Origin of the sequence: Hypericibacter terrae, assembly GCF_008728855.1 — a bacterium.
GTDB classification, from domain to species: Bacteria; Pseudomonadota; Alphaproteobacteria; order Dongiales; family Dongiaceae; genus Hypericibacter; species Hypericibacter terrae.
This window is the reverse complement of sequence record NZ_CP042906.1, coordinates 4605423-4624401: the sequence shown is the minus strand read 5'-3', so window position 1 is coordinate 4624401 and position 18979 is coordinate 4605423. Positions and strand designations below refer to the sequence as shown.

The window sequence follows — 18979 nt, the reverse complement described above, 5'->3', positions numbered from 1 at the left end:
TCCTTCAGACCGCGGGCTCCCGGAAACCCAGGATCGTCGCGTCCGGCCGGTGCAGCACGGTAAAGCGCTCGCCGGCATGGGCCGCCAGCCATTGCGCCAGGTCGCGATCCACGGCGGCGACAGCCTCGGGCTCGAGCGAGGCGCCGACGCCGCGGCAGGCGCGGATGCGGCCGCGCCAACTCTCCGCCGTGAAGGGAATCGCCTCGTCATAGACGAAGAAGCCGCGGACTTCGAGATCCGGCGTCATCCAGGCCGGCGGCACCGGCACCTCGCCGTCCCAGTCCTTGCCGGTCCAGGCCGGGTTGTGCTTCAGCACGATCGCCTCGGTCGCGGCCGCGATCGGATCGCGACGCGGCAGCCAGGAGAAATGGCTGACCGCAATGAGGCCGCCCTGCGCGAGGAGGCGGCGCAGCCTCGGCAGGAGACGCGCCTTGTCGAAATAGAGCCAGCATTGATTGGCCGTGACCGCGTCGAAGCTGCCATCGGAGAAGGGCGGATCCTCGGCCGGCGCCTCGCGGAAATCGATCGCGAGGCCTTCGGCTTCCGCCGCGCGCCGGGCCTGGGCCAGCTGTCCGGTTGCGATATCGATGCCGGCGACCTTGGCGCCTTGCTTCGCCAGGCGCCGCGCGATCAGCCCGGTGCCGGTGCCGAGATCGAGGATGCGCTGCCCCGGAAGCCCGACGCCCAGGGCCTGCAGCCTGGCGAAGAAGCTGTCGGGCGGGCCGGGGCGGTGCTGCGCATAGTCGGCGCTGGTGCGGCTCCAATCGATGGTCCGCCCCGGATCGATGGCAGCGTCGCGATCCATGGTCATGCGGTCGCTCTCGAGGGTTTCCACGGCAGAGAAGAGCAGATTAGGCAGGTCGATCCGACCAGGCCAGCTTGCTATCATCCGCGCCCCTTCTGCCCAAGGACCCCTATCGATGGATTTCGCCCTCAGCCCCGAGATCGAGGATTACCGCCGCCGCATCCGTGCCTTCGTCGAGGATCACATCATCCCGGTCGAGGCTGATCCCAGCGCCTATGACGCGCATGAGAACGTCCGCGAGGACCGGCTGGCGAGCTTGCGCCAGAAGGCGCGCGCGGAGGGTCTCTGGGCGCTGCAGATGCCGAGGCGGCTGGGCGGCCAGGGCCTGCCGGTCACCGGCATGGCCGCCTGCTACGAGGAGATGGGGCGCTCGATCTTCGGCGCCGTCGCCTTCAACTGCGCCGCCCCCGACGATGGCAACATGATCCTCCTGGAAAAGGTCGCGCGGCCCGACCAGCAGGAAAAATGGCTAAGACCGATCGTCGAAGGCAGGCTGCGCTCCTCCTTCGTCATGACCGAGCCGGCGCCGGGCTCGGGCTCCGATCCCGGCGGCATGATGCTGACGCGGGCCGAGAAGAAGGGCGACCGCTGGATCGTGCGGGGGCGCAAATGGTTCATCACCGGCGCCCAAGGGGCCGAGCATTTCATCCTGATCGCGCGCACCTCCGACGATGCGCGCCGCGGCCTCACCGCCTTCCTGCATCACGCGAAGGATCCGGGCTGGCGCATCCTGCGCCGCATCCCGATCATGGGGCCGGAGGAACATGGCGGCCATTGCGAGATCGAGTATGACGGGCTCGAGATTCCCGACGAGAACCGCCTCATGGAGGTGGGGGAGGGGCTGAAGGCGACGCAGATCCGCCTCTCGACCGCGCGTCTCACCCATTGCATGCGCTGGCTGGGCCTGTCCAAGCGTGCGCTGGAGATCGCCGCCGGCTATGTCGCCGAGCGCCAGGCCTTCGGCGCCGCGCTCAAGGATCACGAATCGGTGCAGATGATGCTGGGCGGTGCCGCCATGGAAATCCAGATCGGCCGGCTCCTCACCATGCATGCCGCCTGGACGCTGGAGCGGACCGGCAAGGCGCGCAAGGAAGTCTCGATGGCCAAGGTCGCCGTCGCCGACGTCCTGCACAAATCGGTCGACACCGCGATCCAGCTCTGCGGCGCCAGAGGCTATTCCAAGGACACGATCCTCGAATGGATCTACCGCTATGCCCGCCAGGCGCGGCTGGTGGACGGCGCCTCCGAGGTCCATCGCATGGTGCTGTCGCAGGAGTTGACGAAGGCGGGGAACGATTTCTGGAAGTGGGGTTAGCCGACGCCGTCAGCTCGCGGGAGCGGACGTCCCACCGGGCGCCAGCGCCGCCACCGCATCCTCGAGCCGGTCGAATACATGGTCGCGGCCGATCTGGACGAAGAAGCCCGCGCGCTTGAGGAGCTGCCGGGGCTTGTGGTGCAGGTCCACCACGGCGAACTTGATGCCGCGCCGCAGGAGTTCGTCGGCGATTTCGCTGAGCGCGATGGCGCCGGTTCCATCCACATAGTTGATGGCGCCGGCGTCGAGGACGAAATACTGCGTGGCGACCGGGAGGCGGTCCACGATCCACCGGATCCGGTTCTGCAGGCGATCGGCGTTGAAGAACACGATCGGCCCTTCGAGCAGATAGACGGTGAGCCCCGGGATCGGCTCGGCGTCCGGATAGCGATGGAGCTTGTAGAAGCCGTCACGGCCCGCGATCCGGCCGAGCAGGGCGTCGCGCGGCTGGGCGGCGGCGCCGATCAGCCAGATCAGCGTCGCGAAGATGGCCACCAGCACGCCCTCGAGCACGCCGAAAAGGATCACGCCCAGGATGGCGAGGAGCGCGAAGACGAACTCGATGCGATTGATGCGCCAGATCTGCCACAGCGCGCGGACGTCGAACAGGTCGACGGCCGCCGAGGCGAGCACCGCGCCCAGTGCCGCGTGCGGCAGATAGGCGAGAAGGTCGGTCAGAAAGAAGAGGGAGAAGCCGAGTGCCAGGGCGGCGACCAGCCCAGCCAGCTGGGTCTTGCCGCCCAGCGCCTCGTTGACCGCGGTTCGCGAGTCCGCCCCCGTGACCGGGAAGCCGCCGAACAGGCCGGACGCGATATTGGCGGCGCCGAATCCGACCAGGGCGCGGTCCGCATCGACGCGGTAGCGATTGCGCGCCGCGAAGCTCCGCGCCGTGACGATGCCGCTGCTGAAACTGACCAGGAGAATGCCGACGGTGCTGAGGGCGACATCTTCGGAGGCCATGTCGCGCAGACGCGGCAGCGACATGGCCGGGAGCCCGGTCGGGATGCTGCCGACCAACGCGATGCCATGACCTTGCAGCTCCAGCAGCCAGGACAGCAGGATCGCCACGGCGACGGCGACGAGCGGCCCCGGGAGACGCGGCGTGAAGCGCCGCATGATCCGCAGGAGCAGGAAGAGTCCTACGCCCAGGGCCAGCGTCGGGCCATGGATTTCCCCGATCCGCTGCGCCAGCTCGATGAAGGGCCGGAGAAAACCATGGGCGGTCATCGCCACGCCCGTGACGCGTCCGATCTGACCGGCGAAGAGCGACAGCGCGACGCCGCAGAGATAGCCGACGAGGATCGGGCGCGACAGGAAATTGGCGATGAAGCCCAGGCGCAATCGGGCCGCCACCAGACAGAGGATGCCCACGAGCACGGCAAAACTGGTGGCCAGCGCGACGCGCTGGTCGGTGGTGCTCGCGCCGAGCTGGATCAGCGAGGAGGCGAGGACGGTGCAGGCGGCGGTGTCGGGGCCGACGATGAGCTGCCGCGAGGAGCCGAACAGGGCGAAGGCGACGAGCGGAAAGATGGTGGAATAAAGGCCCGTCGCCGGCGGCAATCCCGCGATCGCCGGATAGGCGATGCCGATCGGGATGGCAATGGCGGCGATGCCGAGCCCCGCCGTGATGTCGTGGGAGAGCCAGTCGCGGCGGTAGCCGCGCAGATCGGCCCAGATCGGAAAGATCGTCTCGAGCTGCATGCGGGACCTCGGTCGCGGGCCGGAGTCACATTAGCATGGACCGTCATGGTTTGCGGCAAACCCCTCCCCCTACCCCCTCCCGCAAGGGGAGGGGGCGTGAGTCTTCTGAGTTGTCGAGAGCTTCACGGCCCCTCCCCTTGCGGGAGGGGCAGCGGTGCCGAGCGTCAGCGAGAGCACCGCGGGGAGGGGACGCTGTGATTCTTATCCTGCGCGGATCCTTTTTCAGAACCCCGCCGGATCGAGGAACCTTTTCAGCACATTACCGGTAATGCGCGAGACATTGTTCCGGCCGGCTTCGTGATTGAGCGCGCCCGCCCAGGCGATCGAGCCGGTGGAGAACACGGCGCCGCCCTGGGGCGTCTCGAAGAAGGCGAGTTCGGCGCGCACGCCCGCGCAATCGACGCCCGAGACCGCCGGGATCGTGCTGGTCACCTCCTCGGGCACCATCAGATAGACATTGGAATGATTTTCGGAAGCCGCCAGCAGCAGCGTATGCGGCGGCGAGCCCAGCAGCCGGTCGACCGCATCGAGCTCGAGGCCCGCGGCCCCGCCGCCGACGCGCCCGAAATCGCCGATCTTCTCGTCCTTGCCGATGCCTTCGAAGATGAAGGCCGCGCGCGGATCGAAGCTGCCGGGGCGGCGGCGGTAATAGGAGGAGACGTCGAAGCCCTGGGCGGCGAAGCCGACGCCGGCCAGCATCTGCGGCGGCCGGCCGATGCGCCGCCACAGGCCGCCATATTCGCCCGAGAAGCTCATCACATATTCGCCGGGCTCGGCCTGCCAGTCGCGCACGCCGTCCTCGGTGCGCCGCAGCTCGATCACACCCGGCAGTTCGGAATGGAAGGCGATGCGCCAGTAGAAGCCGTTGGCGCCCAGATACATGAGCCGCCCGCCGCGCTGCAGATAGCCCTGCAGCGCATCCAGCATCCGGGTCGAGTGATATTCGGGATGCGATCCGGTCAGCACCACCGGATAGCGCGACAGCAGGTTCAGCCCCTCGCGATGGAGATCCTCGTCGGTGGCGATGTCATAATCGAAACCCTGGCTCTCCAGCCATCCGAGGATGTCGAGATCGGCCGCGAACTGCCAGGGCCCGGCGCCGCCGGGTCCGACCCAGCTGGTCGAATGGCCGGGGCGCACATTCAAAGTTGGCCGCAGCCGTGAGGAGATCGACACGCCCGAGCCGTCCTCATGCGTGTCGTAGAAGGAATAGGCATATTCCCGGTGCTGGTTGAGGAAGAGGTCTTCCGCGCCCAGACCCGGAACATGGCCCGCGCCCTGCTCGCCGAGCGCCCCGTCGAAGCTCTGCCGTTCGTTGATGTAGGCCATGTAGCTGCAGGTCGGGACCAGGAACAAAGCGCGCGGCTTGCCTGCTGCGGCGTCCGGCCTGGCGCGCACGAAGAAGGGAACGCGCTCGATCTCCTCGCCCGCCGTCAGCCGCATCGCATAGATGCCGCTCGGCAGATCCGCGGGCAGCGTCAGGTCGAAATCCTTCTGCCAGCCGGCGTCATAGAGGTCGTTCTCGTGGAAATGGATCGCGCCGTAATGCTCGGGCGCCAGGGTCCAGTCGCGCACGGTGCCGTCCCAGTTGTGGCCCTTCATCGCGCGGGTCGGCAGGTTGCGGACGAGCCCGTGATGGCGCGCATCGGAAAGGTCCTCGATGCGGGTCGACGAGATGCCGCGCGAGAAATCCCAGAAGCCGATCAGGCTCGGCCGCAGTTTCGCCGGCAGATCCTGGCCCTGCAGTTGCTCGGTCTCCGCGGGGTCGAGTGCCCGCGAAGCCAGCCGCGGCGCCTCGATCTTGCCGTTATAGCGGGCGATGGCGCGCGGCCGGCGGTCGCTCGCGGTCTCGACCAGGCCTGCGAAGGTAAGCGGGCGGCCATTGTCGATGGCGAGCGCCCCCAGATGGATGTCGGTCGCGACCGCGGCGCGGTCCGTCGCCTTGGCATAGTGGGCGAGGGGCTGCTGCTGCAGGGTGACGGCGCCGCTCACCGTGTCGTAGCTGGCCGAAAGCCAGTACCATTCGCGCGCCAGGAGCTTCGCCTTGGTCGAGATCGTGGCGGTGCGGCCTTCCCGGTCGCCCAGCTCGAGCGTCAGCGTGCCGTCGGCGCCGATCGCGAGCAGGAAGCCCGCGCGCTTCGCCTCGTCCCATTTGCCGACGAGCGCCTGGCGGCCGCGGCCCGGCGTCGTCGGCCAGGCGAAGAGGGCGACGGTGAAGCTCTTGAGCCGCTGCAGCACGGCGCTGTCCGCGATCTCGGCGTAGGAGCCGGCATGGATCTCCTGCCGGCGCGCCGGATAATCGCGATTGGCGTCGTTCGCGACGACGCGCTCGTTATGGCCGGGGGCCGAGACGTCGCCCGCGAGCCGCACCAGCTCGGCGCGATAGCGCTCCGGCCCGAAACTCGAGGTCATGAACGAAAGCGTGTCGCCCGGTGCTGCCGCCCAGCGGTCCGCATAGCCGACGAGAGTCCGGGTCGGCAGGCCCTTGGCGTCGCGCGTCACGATCCGACCTCGCCGGTCAGCGTCTCGCCGGTCGCGCGCAGCCAGCGCAGCTTGAAGATCTCCCACTCGGCCGCGGCGGGGTCGGTGTAGCGCGTCTCGGAGACGAGCTCCGGCGGCTTCCCGCGCTCGCCCGACAGGGTCGCGATCATCCATTCGCGCTTCGGCCGGGTCGTGATCAGCGTGTAGCGCCCCGCCAGGGGCTCGGCCCGCAGCCGGTTGAGGATGAGCTGGAGATCGGGGCTATGCACTCCGAAGGGTTGCCGCCGGAACTCTTCGACGAGATCCTTGCGGGCGGGGTCGATCGGCAACATGGGCGGAAGGGTTCCTCGAGGCGGGAAGGGTGCGAGGGATTACAGAGGGAAACGCGCGGGCGGTCAACGCGCGGCTGTGAGTAACAGGTCCCCTCCCCCCTTGAGGGGGAGGGTAAGGGAGGGGGCCGCTCGATATCGGCATCGCGTCCACCCTCTCCCTGGCCCTCTCCCAGAAGTGAGAGAGGAGACAAGGAGAGTCCGCGCGCAGCGCGTCCGCTTCTACTTCTTAAGTGCCGCCGCGCGGATCTGCGACAGCGTCTGGCTCACCGTCAGCACCTCGGGATCGATCTTGAGTTCGATCAGCGCCGGCTTGCCCGAGGCCTTCGCGCGCTCGAAGGCGGGGACGAACTCCTCGGTGCGCGTGACCGTCTCGCCATGGGCGCCATAGGCCCGCGCCAGCGCCGCGAAATCGGGATTGACCAGGTCGGTCGCGGTCACGCGGCCGGGATAATGGCGCTCCTGATGCATGCGGATGGTGCCGTACATCCCGTTATTCACCACCACGGTGATGACCGGCAGTTCGTACTGCACGGCGGTCGCGAGCTCCTGGCCGGTCATGAGGAAACAGCCGTCGCCGGCGAAGCAGACCACGGTGCGCTTCGGCTCCGTCGCCTTGGCCGCGATGGCCGCGGGGAAGCCGTAGCCCATGGCGCCGTTGGTGGGGGCCAGCTGGGTGCGGAATCCCCGATAGCGGAAGAAGCGATGGAGCCAGGTCGCGTAATTGCCGGCGCCGTTGCAGAGAATCGTGTCCTCGGGCAGATGCTCGTTGAGCCAGGCCACCACCTCGCCCATCTGCAGCTCGCCGGCATTTTTCGGCGCCTGGGTCCAGGTCAGATAGTCGGCGCGCATCGCCTGGACCCAGGCGGCCCGGCTCGTCGGATCGATCGGCGTCATCGCCTTCAGCGCGGCCGCGATCTGCGGCATGCCGCTGTTGATCGGTAGCGCCGCCTGATAGACGCGGCCGAGCTCCTCGGCACCCGGATGCACATGGATCAGCTTCTGCTTCGGCACCGGGATGTCGATCAGCGTATAGCCGCTGGTGGTCATCTCCCCCAGCCGCGCACCGATGACGAGCAGCAGGTCGCTGTCCTTGATGCGCCTGGCGAGCGCGGGATTGATGCCGATGCCGACATCGCCCGCATAATTGCGGTGGCGGTTGTCGAACAGGTCCTGGCAGCGGAAGGAGCAGCCGACCGGCAGGTCGTTGGCTTCGGCGAAGCTCTTGATGTCGGCGACGGCCTGCGCGTTCCAGCCGCCCCCGCCCAGGATGACGAAGGGCCGCTTGGCCGCCGCCAGAAGCCCCCGCAACTGCGCGATCTCGTCGGCGCCGGGATGGGCTTGCACCGGCTTGTAGGGTCCGGCATCGGCCGCGGCGACGCGGTCGGTCAGCATGTCCTCAGGGAGCGCGATGACGACCGGGCCCGGCCTGCCATTGACGGCACGGTGAAAGGCTTGGCTCACAAGCTCGGGGATGCGCCGCGCATCGTCGATCTCGGCGACCCATTTCGCCATCGGCCCGAACATGCGCCGGAAGTCGATTTCCTGGAACGCCTCGCGCTCGACCTGATCGCGCGCCACCTGGCCGATGAAAAGGATCATCGGCGTCGAATCCTGGAAAGCGGTATGAACGCCGATCGAGGCGTTGGTGGCGCCGGGGCCGCGGGTGACGAAGCAGATGCCGGGCTTGCCGGTCAGCTTGCCGAAGGCCTCGGCCATGTTGGCGGCGCCGCCTTCCTGGCGGCAGGCGAAGAGGCGGATCTGCTGCTGGTCGTGGAAGGCGTCGAGGGCCGCGAGATAGCTCTCGCCCGGCACGCAGAAGACATGGGAGACGCCATGGATCGCGAGCTGATCGACCAGGATCTGGCCGCCCGTCCGCGTATTGCCGCCATCGGTCATGAAAGGCTCTCGAGGCTCCGGGAAGGCCACAGGGGGCCGGTGAGACAAGGGCCCTGGCATAGCCCGGCCCGGGGGCGGCGGCAACCCCGGGCGCCGGTGCCGCGAAAGCCGGGGCCGCGAAAGCCAGGGCCCGGTCCTCAGTGACCCAGGCTTTGCCGCAAGCTATCCAGCATCGCCGCCCCGTCGCCCTCCCAGGCGCTGCCATGCATGCAGGCCAGCCGCTGCGGCCGGGTGGCGGCCAGTTTCGCCAGCAGGCTCGCGGTCTGGGGCGAATGCGAGAAATACTCCATCTGGCGGCGGAAGGCGTCGCTGGGGCCGAGGATGTCGCCGCCGGTCAAGGGATCGGCGCCGATGCCGGGCTGGGTGAAGAGATCGCCGCAGAGCAGCGTGGCGCTGGTCTCCTCGAACAGATAGCCGCATTCCCAGCCATGGGGCAGGTGGGGCGCATCCAGCCAGCGCACCCGGTGCCGGCCCAGCGAGCGCGTCTCGCCGTCATGGAGCGCGATCGGCGGCCGGTCGGCGAGATCGCCGATCGACACCATCGCCGCGATCTGCCCGCAGAGCGGCTGGGCCTGCGGCGCCAGCGCCAGCAGCTGATTGAGCGTGCCGCACTCGTCCGCCTCGACATGGGAGAAGGCGACATGGCGCAGCTTCTCGATCGGCATGACCGCCGCGATGGCGTCCGTGATCGGCGCCAGGAGCGCGCGCGGGCCGGTATGGAACAGCAGGGGCTCGTCGTCGAGGATCAGATACTGGTTGAAGGAGAACCCGCCCGGAAAGGCGCTGGGCGGAATCGGCGTGTTGATGCGGAAGATGCCGTCGGCGATCTCCGCGATGTTGGTGCCCGTATCCTTGTCGGTGACGGTCATGACCGGTCTCCCCTGGTCGATGCGGCGGCGCGCGTTCCGGGCCTGACTTGCGATGGAGCGGCGGCGAGATACTGCCGGAGCCATGTGATGGCGCCGTGACGCAAGGCGGCGTTCGCGGCCTTCGCGCTCAGGGCCGACTGGCTTTGAAGCCGCAGCCAGCTCTCGATATCGAGCAAGGTGGCGAGCAAGGCCACCATCTCGGCCGGCGGCTTGCCGGCGAAGCCGGGGGCCACGGCCTTGGCCAGCAAAGCCGCGAGATCGTCGCGCCATCGGCGGATGCCGGCCTCCAGCTCAGGAACCGCGCGCGCCTCATGCACCGCCCAGCGCATCCAGGGCTCGAAATGCGCATGCTGGGCGAAGAGTGCCGTCATCAGGGCGTCGAGCCGGTCTTCCGGCGCCTGAAGCGGCTCGAAGAGCGCCGCCGTCACTTGCGGCGCGGTGGCGGCGACCATGCCGGTGCAGGCGGGCAGCAGCGCACCGAGGGTCGGGAAGTGATTATGGACGGTCTGAAGCGAGACGCCGGCCTGCCTGGCCAGATCGGCATAGCGGGTCGCGATCGTGCCCTTCTTGCGATGCAACGCCACCGCAGCGGCAACGATGCGCTCGCGGGTGTCGGCCTTGGCCTCGGCGCGGCGGCCCAGGCGATAGCGGCGTGGCGACATGGTGCCGGTCGATCTGCATAGTAGAATAAATTGGCTGGATTATACATCCAATTAAAATATCGTCAAGCCTCGTCGGACAGGGGACCGGCCCTGGGGGGTGCGATGCCGGGGACGATGCCGAAGCTCCGGCGCTTGGCCGGGCCGCCGCGGTTTCCGCGACGGGGTGTTGCGCCCATCGGTCCGGGGCCGAGCGAGGACTGTGAATGGGGTCCGATGACGCTCACGGGTGGCTTCCCGGCCCAACCGGCCCCGCCATTCGGTCGATCTCGACCGATTCGTTCAAGCCGCCGGGGTTGCCGGATGAAAGGTTGGCGCTGGACGCTCCGGGCTGCCTGCTCGCGACGGCGATCGAACGACGGGGAGGACTCCATGGCAACCATCCTGGCCGCCGGCACCAAGGCGCCGGACTTCACGCTTCCTGTCACGCCCGATCAGACATTGTCGCTGACCGAGTTTCGGGGCCGCCGCGTGGTCCTGGCCTTCTATCCCGCCGATTGGAGCCCGGTCTGCGGCGACCAGATGGCGCTCTATAACCAGGTGTTGCCGGAGTTTCGCAAGCTGGGCGCCGAGCCGCTCGGGATCTCCGTCGACGGCGCCTGGTGTCACCGCGCCTTCGCCGAGACCCGCAATCTGCACTTCCCGCTGCTCGCCGACTTCGAGCCCAAGGGCGCGGTCGCGAAATCCTACGGCGCCTATCGCGCCGGCGACGGCGTCGCCGAGCGCGCGCTCTTCGTCATCGACGAGAAGGGCGTGATCTTCTGGAGCTATTGCTCGCCGATTGCCGTCAATCCGGGCGCCGATGGAATCCTCGACGCGCTGGAGCGGATGCCCACCAAAGGAGGCTGACGATGGCCACCCTGCGCGTTCCCGTCACGTCGCTCGACCATATCGAAGGATCCGAGGACGCCCTCGTGACGCTGGTCGAGTATGGCGATTTCCAATGCCCTCATTGCGCGGCGGCGCACCCGGTCGTCAAAAGGCTGCAGCGCCATTTCGGCGCCAAACTACGCTTCGTCTTCCGTCACTTCCCCTTGACTGAGGTTCACCCCCTGGCGGCGCCGGCCGCCGAAGCCGCGGAGTTTGCCGCCGCGCATAAGCGGTTCTGGGAAATGCATGACGGGATCTTCGACAATCAGGACCGCCTGGGATTGCCGCTGCTCTTCACCCTGGCGGGCAGCCTGGCCCTGTCGGCGCCGGCGCTCGAGCAGGCCCTGGCCAAGGGCCAGTACAAGGCAAAGGTCGAGCAGGATTTCATGGGCGGGGTGCGCAGCGGCGTCAACGGAACGCCCGGCTTCTTCATCAACGGCCGGCGCTATGACGGCGACTACGACTATGCCGACATGGAGGACGCGATCGAGGCCACAGCACGCAACGCCGCCACAGCGCGTTGAGCGGTCCTCCCGGCTCGGAAGCCTTGCGAAGCGAGGCGCCGTCTATCCCGCGGTCGCCACATATTCGCGCAAGGCGCCGGCCTCGTACTCGATCTCCTCGAGCCGGTACTTCACGACGTCGCCGATGCTGACGATGCCGACGAGCCGGCCCTGCTCGACCACCGGCAGGTGGCGGATCCGCTGCGCGGTCATGAGGGCCATCAGGTCGTTGATCGTGTCGGTCAGCTTGCAGGTGTGAAGGCGCCGCGTCATCACCTCGGAAACCGGATGCGACAGGCTGTCGGGCCCGGCCTTGGCGAGGGTGTGGACGATGTCGCGCTCGGAGAGGATGCCGCTCACGCCGCCCTGATCGTCGAGCACCACGACCGCGCCGATGCCCCGCTGCTGCAGTTCCTTCGCGGCGGTTGCCAGGGTCGCGCCGGGCGTCATGGTGACGACATTGCGGCCCTTGGTCTTGAGAATCATCTCGACATTCATGGCGGCCCTCCGGTCGGATTTGAGACGAGTGGGGCAGTCCATTCATTGAGCGATTCCGGGCCCGCGCCGAAGCATGAGGGCCACGTCTCTTATTATGTGGGGCGTCGGCCCCGACTGTGAAGGGCGGTTCATCCTGCGAACCGGCGAAACCCTCGGCCAGGCTGTAGCAATGGCGTGACGGGCGGCCCTCCCGCGCCAAGTGTTAACGCCCCGAATGACGGGCAATTGCAGCGGCAGGGCGCGTTGTGGCGACCGCCCTCCCCCTACCCCCTCCCGCTCGACGGCTTCGCCGTCGGGGGAGGGGGTGAAGAAAACAAGAAAGAACTCACCCCCTTCCCTTGCGGGAGGGAGCAGGGGGAGGGCCGCCGCGGCGTCAGATCGGCGGTCGCTTCGCGGCCCAGGGCCGCGCCTGCTCGAGCGCGGCGCCGATCTGCAGGACGATGTCGTCGCGCCAGCGCGGACCCACGATCTGCAGGCCCACCGGCAAGCCGCCCTGGGTCCAGCCGGCCGGGACCGACAGCGCGGGGCAGGGTGCGATCGAGTTGAACTGCGCCGTCATGTCGAGCCCGTGGTACCGGCCGTCGCCCCAATCCTTGTAGTACAGGGTGTCGTCCTCGCGCACCGGCGGCGCCTCGCGCGACATGGTGGGGCAGAGGAACGCGTCGTATTTTTCCAGGATCGGATAGAAGGCGCGCCATTGCTCGGTGCGCTCGATCTCGATGCGCTTGTAATGCGGCGCCGACATCTTGTTGCCGGCCTCGATCAGGGCCACCACCAGCGGATCCATCTTGGCGCGGTGCGTCTCGAGGAAATGGCCGAAATAGGCGGCCATGAAGACCTGCCAGAGCTCGGTCCAGGCATCGGCCACGCGCCGGCTCCAGGGCAGCGAGACCTCCTCGACCACGGCGCCCGCCTTGCGCAGCGCCTTCACGGCTTCCGTCACCAGCCGCTCGACCTCGGGATCGACGGCATAGATCGAGAGATCCATGTCGATCGCGAGCCGCATGCCCTCGACCGAGCGCTCGACCGGCCCTTCCAGATCGAGCGGCGTGCCGTTCGACTGGATGTCGCGATTGTCGGGGCCCTGCGCCACTTTCAGGAACAGCCGGGCATCCTCGACGGTGCGGGCGAGCGGCCCGAAATGCGAGATGTTGTCGAAGACGCTGGGCAGCAGATCGAGCGGGATGCGGCCGAGGCTGGGTTTCAGGCCGACGAGGCCGCACCAGGCGGCCGGGATGCGCACCGAGCCGCCCATGTCGGTGCCTTCCGCCAACGGCACACAGCCCGACGAGACGGCGGCACCCGAGCCGCCCGAGCTGCCGCCCGGCGTGCGTTCGGGATTCCAGGGGTTGCGGGTGATGCCCCAGAGCGGGCTCTCCGTGAAGCTCGAATAGGCGAATTCCGGCGTGGTGGTCTTGCCGACCATGATGGCGCCCGCCGCCTCGAACCGCTCCACGATGGTGGCGTTGTAGTCCGGCACCCAGTTCTCGAAGCAATAGGATCCGAGCGTGGTGCGCTTGCCCTTGGTCGGCGTCAGGTCCTTGATCGCGATCGGCACGCCATGCAGCGGCCCCAGCTTGTCGCCGCGCTTGACCGCATGCTCGGCCTGTTTCGCCTTCGCGATCGCCTCGTCGGGATAGGTGAAGCAGAAGCAGTTGAGCGTGGGGTTGACCTCGGCGATGCGCGAGAGACTGTTCTCGACGACACGCATCGGGGAGAGCTTTCCGTCGCGGATGCGCTGCGCCAGCTCGGTTGCGGGCGTGAAGCAGAGATCGAGATCGGCCATGAGGGGTGGGGTTCCTTGATCGCGAATGCGGGCGCCCAGAGCCTAAGGGGGCGCCGCCGAATTGCCAAGGCGGGTACGGGCCCCCTATAGTTTGCCCGGCAACAGCAGGGGATGGCGGCGGGTGAAACCATGAGCGCCGACGGCAAGGATCCCAAGCAGGATCATCACCACGATCACGACCACGACGCGGAAGAGAAGGGCCTGGCGCTGCGCGTCAAGACGCTGGAAACCCTGCTGGTCGAGAAAGGACTGGTCGATCCGGCGGCGCTCGATCGCTTCGTCGAGGAATATGAGACCCGGATCGGGCCGAAGAACGGGGCCCGCGTCGTCGCCCGCGCCTGGACCGATCCTGCTTTCAAGCAGCGCCTGCTGACCGACGCCACCGCCGCGATCCGCGAGCTGGGCCTCAGCGGCCTGCAGGGCGAGAACATGGTCGCGGTCGAGAACACCGAGCGGGTCCATAACGTGATCGTCTGCACGCTCTGCTCCTGCTATCCCTGGCCGGTGCTGGGCCTCCCGCCCGTCTGGTACAAGAGCGCCGCCTATCGCTCGCGCGTGGTCAAGGAACCGCGCGGCGTGCTCCAGGAATTCGGGCTCGAGATTCCGCCAGGCACCGAGGTGCGCGTGTGGGATTCGAGCGCCGAAATCCGCTACATGGTGCTGCCGCGGCGCCCGGCCGGAACCGACAATCTCTCCGAGGCCGCGCTGGCCGCGCTCGTGACGCGCGACGGCATGGTCGGCACGGCGGCCGTTTAGGAGCGCGAGATGGACGGCATCCACGACATGGGCGGGATGGACGGCTTCGGCCGGGTCGAGCGCGAGGCGAACGAGCCCGTGTTCCATGCCGACTGGGAGCGGCGCATGCTGGCGCTCTCGCTGGCGGTGCCGTTCGCCGTGCCCTACAGCGACGATCACCTGCGCCGCGAGATCGAGCGGATCCCGCCCGCGGACTATCTGCGGTCGTCCTATTACGAGAAATGGCTGATCGCGCTGGAATCGCTGATGAAGGAACGCGGGATCATCCCCGGCGGCACGGTGACGCTGCCGGTCACGCCCGGCGCGCCGATCGAGGCCGAGGCGGTGGCGGATGCGATCAAAGGCGGCTTCCCGACGCGGCGCGACGACAAGGAAGCGACGGCGCGGTTCGTCGTCGGCGCCAGGGTCCGCGCGCGCAACATCCATCCGAAGCATCACACGCGGCTGCCGCGCTATGTGCGCGGCCATGAAGGTGTGATCCATACCGATCTCGGCGTGTTCGGCTTTCCCGACTGGAATTCGGAAGGCAAGGGCCACAAGCCGCAGCATTGCTACACGGTGCGCTTCTCGCAGCAGATCTTATGGGGCCGCGAGGCGCCGGCCGGCGACAGCCTCTATGTCGATCTCTGGGAAGATTATCTGGAACCGGCATGAGCGCCGCGCCCGATCTCAAATCGCTCCTGGCCTCGCTGCCTGGCGACGGCGAGGGCCCGCGCTTCACCGCCCCCTGGCAGGCCCGGGTCTTCGCGCTGGTGGTGGCGCTCGCGGAGCAGGGCCGCTTCCCCTGGCCTGAGTTCCAGCGCCGCCTGATCGAGGAGGTCGCCCGCGACGGCGACGACCCGGAGCATTACTACGAATGCTGGCTCGCGGCGGCGGAGCGGCTGGTACGGGAGCTGGAGCTGGCGGGGTGAGGCTCATTATCCCCTCCCCCGCTTCGTGGGGGAGGGTCAGGGAGGGGGCTGCTCGGTATCGCGACTTCCCCCTTCCTAGCCTTCCTCCGCAGACGGGGGAAGGGACAGAACGAGAGCGTCGGCTGAAAGCCAGAAAACGGCGGGCCCGCGCAGCGAGCCAGCGCAAGCTGCGCAAGGATCGATTGAATCACAGCGCAAGGGGACCCCGCGCATGATCCAGCTCACCGACGACCAGCGCCGCCGCTTCGCGGAGGACGGGTTCCTGATCCTCGACCGCTTCGTCGAGCCGGCGCAGGTCGCCCGCGTGGTCGAGCGGTTCGAGCCCTTGTTCCGCGGGCAGTTCGAGACCGGGCTCTATCCCGACGAATGGAACTGGCGCGAGGGTCGCGATCCGGCCGATCGCACCCGGCAGATCTGCAATGGCTGGAAGTCGGACCGCGTTTTCGCGAGCCTGGTGCTGCGCGCCGAGGTCGGGCGCCTCTGCGCCGAGCTCGCGGGCTGGCCCGGCGCGCGCGTGGTCCAGGACAACGTCATCTGGAAACCACCCGGCGCCAAGCCGCTGGGCTTCCATCAGGACAACAGCTATGCGGACTGGATCGACCCGCCCTTCATGCTGACCTGCTGGATGGCGCTCGACGCCACCTCGGCCGCGGGCGGCACCATCGAATATGTGCGCGGCTCGCACAAATGGCCGGTCTCGCCGCCGATCAAGCAATTCCATGCGCCCGACGATTACCGCCGCGAGCTGCGCGAGGCCGCCGCCTCGGTCGGCATCGAGAAGCTCGACCTGGTGCCGGTCGAAGTGCCGCCCGGCGGCTGCGCCTTTCATCACGGCGGCACCTGGCACGGCTCCGACACCAACCGCGCGGCCAAGCCGCGGCGCTCGGCCGTCACCCATTGCATGTCGTCGGAAGCGAAGTTCGACGCGAAGGGGATCAGTTACATCTACAACCGCTACAAGCGCGTCGGCGATCTCGCCATGGATGAGAGCTTCTTCCCGATCCTGTGGCGCCAGGACGGCTATCGCACACCCTGGCTCGACGGCTACATGGCCGGCGGCGACTCCGCGAAGGCGGCGCAGTAGCGGACGCCTCAGGGGGCGGGCGCCGCCGGGCGGATCGTCTCGAAGATGATGTTGTCGGCGAGTTGCCGCGCGCGCGACGCCGCCTCGGGCGAGTTGACGGTCCAGGCGACGATCGGCAGGCCCAGCCAGCGCGCGACCGTGGTCGCGGCGCTCGGCAGATCGTCCAGGTCATAGGACACGAAGTCGGGCCGGGCGGTCCTGAATCGCAGCAGGTTGGTGAGGGCCCATTTGTGCAGGCCCGACAGCATGACATCGCCGCGCGAGGTGTATTCCTGCGACGTGCCGGCATGGGCGTAATCCATCGCGATCTGCCCGCGCGGCACCGTCGGCAGATGCTCGGCAAACCACCCCAGCGAATCGGGGCTGAAGGAGTGGATCGCCACGGGCCGGCCATAGGCCACGATGAGGCGCGCCACCCGTTCTTCGAGCGGGCCGACCGGATAGTCGAGCCGCTTGGTCTCGATCAGGATCGGCACCCGCCCGCCGACCGCGTCGAACACCTGCGCCAGGGTCGGCAGGGGGTCCGCGGTGCCGCCGAGACGGAGCCGGCCCAGTTCGGCCGCGGTGAAATCGCAGACGCGACCCTTCACGCCGGTCATCCGGTCGAGGAAGGGATCGTGGAACACCATCGCTTCGCCGTCGCGCGAGAGCTGGACGTCGAGCTCGATCGGGTAGCCGGCATCGGCGGCGGCGCGGAAGGCCGACAGCGAATTCTCGACAACGCCCTTGCTCTCGTCATGCAGGCCCCGATGCGCGATCGGCCGGCTGCGGAGCCAATCGGTCGGCATGGTTTGCGGCAAGGGACCCGAGGCGCCGCCCGACGCTTCGGCGGCCATCCAGTCGAGATCGGGGCAGGGCAGATAGTTGGGATCCGCCACCGGCACGTCGGTCGCCCAGCGATAGGATCCCCATCCGGAAAGCGAAATGGCGAGCAGGAGAATGCCGGCGGCGAAGCGCTTCACGCTCACGGCCCGGCAAGCCCGCGAATGGAGGGCGCCCCGGGCAGGAGCCTAGCGGGCCGGCGCGCCATCGTCCTGATCCACCAGCGCCAGCCGCGCCACGATGCTGTCAGGCGCGAGGATCGTCCCCGGTGCCAGCACCGCATTGGCGCCGATGCGGCTGCGGTCGCCGACCAGCGCGCCAAATTTCTCGACGCCCGTGCGCCGCTTCACGCCGTCGATCGCGACGCTGATTTCCTTCTCCGCGCGCTCGTTGCGGTGATTGGCGAGCATGGCGCCGGCCTCGATATTGACGCCGCTGCCGATGAGCGAATCGCCGACGAAGCTCAGATGCGCGATCTTGGCGCCTTTCAGCAGGATCGAGGATTTGACCTCGACCGACGGGCCGACGGCCGCTCCGTCGGCGAGGAACACACCGCCGCGCAGATAGGCAAAGGAACCGACGAAACAGCCAGGCCCGACGACGCAGGGCGGCTTGATCACGGCATGCGGCTCGATCGCCGCCTGTCGATGAATCGCGATCTCGCCGTCGATCCTGTAGTCAGGCCCCAGGCCGGCGAGATGGGCGCGCAGGATGGCGACGAGGCCCGCGGTCAGCGCCCAGGGCGTCGCATGGCCCCGGGCATGCGGCAGCAGCACGGAGAGATCCGCGAGGTAGGCCGCGGGATCGAACGCGCCGCTGCCGGAGCTGTCCATCAGTGATGGGCGTGGTGATGCAGGATCTCGTCGGCGATGCCGGTGTCATAGGCGAGGCCTTCGACAGTGATGGTGGCCGATTGCGGGAAGTTGGTCTTGGCCAGGCCTTTTCGTTCCAGCACGGTCCAGACCGCCTGGTTGTTGAGGCCGGTGGCGTCGCTGGCACGCACCGTCGCCTCGCCCAGATGGAAATGATCGCCATGGGCATGGGGCAGCGCCGTGATGGTGCGCTCCCCCTCGGTCTCGCCCGGCTTGCTGTAGTCGTCGAGCTTGGCGAGGGCCTGCAGCAGCACCAGGGTCTTGAGCTGCAGCGCGTTGAGGCCCAGCGGATTCTTCTTCGGCGGCATGTCGCGTCTATCCTCGAGTGAAAGTTTATTCGCGGAAATTCACATATTGCAGCGGCTGCTCGAGCTTGAGGCTCTTCACCAGCTGGATCGCCTCCTGCAGATCGTCGCGCTTCTTGCCCGTGACCCGGAGCTCGTCGCCCTGGATCGAGGCCTGGACCTTCATCTTGCTGTCCTTGAGCGCCTTGACGATCTTCTTCGCCAAGGTCTGGTCGATCCCCTGCTTGACGTTGACCAGCTGGCGCATGGCATTGCCGGTGGCCTTCTCCGGATCCTTGAACTCGAGGCAGGCGGCATCGAGCTTGCGCCTCGTGATATGCCCCTTCAGCAATTCCTGCATCTGCTTCAGCTTGAGATCGTCGTCGGCGAAGATCGTGATCACGTTCTCCTTGCGCTCGACGGTCGATTTCGAGCCCTTGAAGTCGAAGCGCGTGGTGATCTCGCGGGTCATGCCGTTGAGGGCATTGTCGACCTCGGCGATCTCGGTCTTGGAGACGATGTCGAAGGAGGGCAT

Annotated in this window: 20 protein-coding genes; 7 read left to right on the top strand and 13 right to left on the bottom strand. The window is 68.0% G+C overall.

Going from position 1 to position 18979, the window contains the following annotated elements; all coding sequences use genetic code 11:
- Positions 1-4: 4 nt before the first annotated feature.
- Positions 5-811, bottom strand: a complete 807-nt coding sequence (locus FRZ44_RS21270; RefSeq protein ID WP_191908227.1) for a class I SAM-dependent methyltransferase — start codon at positions 809-811, stop codon at positions 5-7.
- A 109-nt stretch (positions 812-920) separates the two neighbouring features.
- Here FRZ44_RS21270 and FRZ44_RS21265 point away from each other — a divergent pair, with 109 nt between their 5' ends.
- A complete protein-coding gene (locus tag FRZ44_RS21265; RefSeq protein ID WP_151179061.1) occupies positions 921-2120 on the top strand; it encodes an acyl-CoA dehydrogenase family protein in 1200 nt (399 codons plus the stop codon).
- 9 nt (positions 2121-2129) lie between these two features.
- On the opposite strand, the gene FRZ44_RS21260 is transcribed toward FRZ44_RS21265, so the two are convergent.
- The 6 genes from FRZ44_RS21260 to FRZ44_RS21235 all read right to left on the bottom strand — a co-directional run bounded on the left by FRZ44_RS21260 (position 2130) and on the right by FRZ44_RS21235 (position 10061).
- On the bottom strand, positions 2130-3821 hold the full coding sequence (locus FRZ44_RS21260; RefSeq protein ID WP_151179060.1) for a SulP family inorganic anion transporter: 1692 nt from the start codon (positions 3819-3821) through the stop codon (positions 2130-2132).
- A gap of 222 nt (positions 3822-4043) precedes the next feature.
- Positions 4044-6323, bottom strand: coding sequence for a N,N-dimethylformamidase beta subunit family domain-containing protein (locus FRZ44_RS27120; protein WP_191908226.1), 2280 nt, complete (start codon positions 6321-6323; stop codon positions 4044-4046).
- Entirely contained in the window at positions 6320-6634 is a 315-nt protein-coding gene (locus FRZ44_RS21250) for a hypothetical protein (protein WP_151179059.1), read from the bottom strand. Before FRZ44_RS21250 ends, FRZ44_RS27120 begins: the two co-directional genes overlap by 4 nt.
- A gap of 219 nt (positions 6635-6853) precedes the next feature.
- Positions 6854-8530: a thiamine pyrophosphate-binding protein gene (locus FRZ44_RS21245; RefSeq protein WP_151179058.1), complete on the bottom strand. Its 1677-nt coding sequence runs from the start codon at positions 8528-8530 to the stop codon at positions 6854-6856.
- A 137-nt stretch (positions 8531-8667) separates the two neighbouring features.
- A complete protein-coding gene (locus tag FRZ44_RS21240) occupies positions 8668-9399 on the bottom strand; it encodes an oxygen-binding di-iron domain-containing protein (RefSeq protein ID WP_151179057.1) in 732 nt (243 codons plus the stop codon).
- Positions 9396-10061, bottom strand: a complete 666-nt coding sequence (locus FRZ44_RS21235) for a TetR/AcrR family transcriptional regulator (RefSeq protein WP_151179056.1) — start codon at positions 10059-10061, stop codon at positions 9396-9398. Before FRZ44_RS21235 ends, FRZ44_RS21240 begins: the two co-directional genes overlap by 4 nt.
- A gap of 369 nt (positions 10062-10430) precedes the next feature.
- Here FRZ44_RS21235 and FRZ44_RS21230 point away from each other — a divergent pair, with 369 nt between their 5' ends.
- Positions 10431-10907 carry a redoxin domain-containing protein gene (locus FRZ44_RS21230; RefSeq protein WP_151179055.1) on the top strand — a complete coding sequence of 159 codons (477 nt, stop codon included), beginning with the start codon at positions 10431-10433 and terminating at the stop codon, positions 10905-10907.
- A 2-nt stretch (positions 10908-10909) separates the two neighbouring features.
- Positions 10910-11452, top strand: coding sequence for a DsbA family protein (locus tag FRZ44_RS21225; protein ID WP_151179054.1), 543 nt, complete (start codon positions 10910-10912; stop codon positions 11450-11452).
- A gap of 42 nt (positions 11453-11494) precedes the next feature.
- On the opposite strand, the gene FRZ44_RS21220 is transcribed toward FRZ44_RS21225, so the two are convergent.
- Entirely contained in the window at positions 11495-11929 is a 435-nt protein-coding gene (locus FRZ44_RS21220) for a CBS domain-containing protein (protein WP_151179053.1), read from the bottom strand.
- A gap of 373 nt (positions 11930-12302) precedes the next feature.
- Positions 12303-13715, bottom strand: a complete 1413-nt coding sequence (locus tag FRZ44_RS21215; protein WP_225308383.1) for an amidase — start codon at positions 13713-13715, stop codon at positions 12303-12305.
- Positions 13716-13844: 129 nt separating this feature from the next.
- Here FRZ44_RS21215 and nthA point away from each other — a divergent pair, with 129 nt between their 5' ends.
- The 4 genes from nthA (at position 13845) to FRZ44_RS21195 (ending at position 16466) form a co-directional block, all read left to right on the top strand.
- Positions 13845-14471 (top strand): nitrile hydratase subunit alpha, encoded by a 627-nt coding sequence (gene nthA, locus FRZ44_RS21210; RefSeq protein ID WP_151179052.1) that lies wholly within the window; start codon positions 13845-13847, stop codon positions 14469-14471.
- A 9-nt stretch (positions 14472-14480) separates the two neighbouring features.
- Positions 14481-15125, top strand: coding sequence for a nitrile hydratase subunit beta (gene nthB / locus FRZ44_RS21205; RefSeq protein WP_151179051.1), 645 nt, complete (start codon positions 14481-14483; stop codon positions 15123-15125).
- Entirely contained in the window at positions 15122-15382 is a 261-nt protein-coding gene (locus FRZ44_RS21200) for a nitrile hydratase accessory protein (protein WP_191908225.1), read from the top strand. The genes nthB and FRZ44_RS21200 overlap by 4 nt, the downstream gene beginning before the upstream one ends.
- Before the next feature lie 211 nt (positions 15383-15593).
- The gene (locus FRZ44_RS21195; protein WP_151179049.1) at positions 15594-16466 is read left to right on the top strand and encodes a phytanoyl-CoA dioxygenase family protein; all 873 of its coding nucleotides are present in this window, start codon (positions 15594-15596) and stop codon (positions 16464-16466) included.
- 8 nt (positions 16467-16474) lie between these two features.
- Here FRZ44_RS21195 and FRZ44_RS21190 read toward each other — a convergent pair whose 3' ends face one another.
- The 4 genes from FRZ44_RS21190 to FRZ44_RS21175 are packed head-to-tail and all read right to left on the bottom strand — an operon-like array spanning position 16475 to position 18979.
- Positions 16475-17434, bottom strand: coding sequence for a glycerophosphodiester phosphodiesterase (locus FRZ44_RS21190; RefSeq protein WP_151179048.1), 960 nt, complete (start codon positions 17432-17434; stop codon positions 16475-16477).
- Between the two features lie 42 nt (positions 17435-17476).
- Positions 17477-18121 (bottom strand): LbetaH domain-containing protein, encoded by a 645-nt coding sequence (locus FRZ44_RS21185; protein ID WP_151179047.1) that lies wholly within the window; start codon positions 18119-18121, stop codon positions 17477-17479.
- On the bottom strand, positions 18121-18468 hold the full coding sequence (locus FRZ44_RS21180; protein ID WP_151179046.1) for a hypothetical protein: 348 nt from the start codon (positions 18466-18468) through the stop codon (positions 18121-18123). The genes FRZ44_RS21185 and FRZ44_RS21180 overlap by 1 nt, the downstream gene beginning before the upstream one ends.
- 25 nt (positions 18469-18493) lie before the next feature.
- Entirely contained in the window at positions 18494-18979 is a 486-nt protein-coding gene (locus tag FRZ44_RS21175) for a YajQ family cyclic di-GMP-binding protein (protein WP_151179045.1), read from the bottom strand.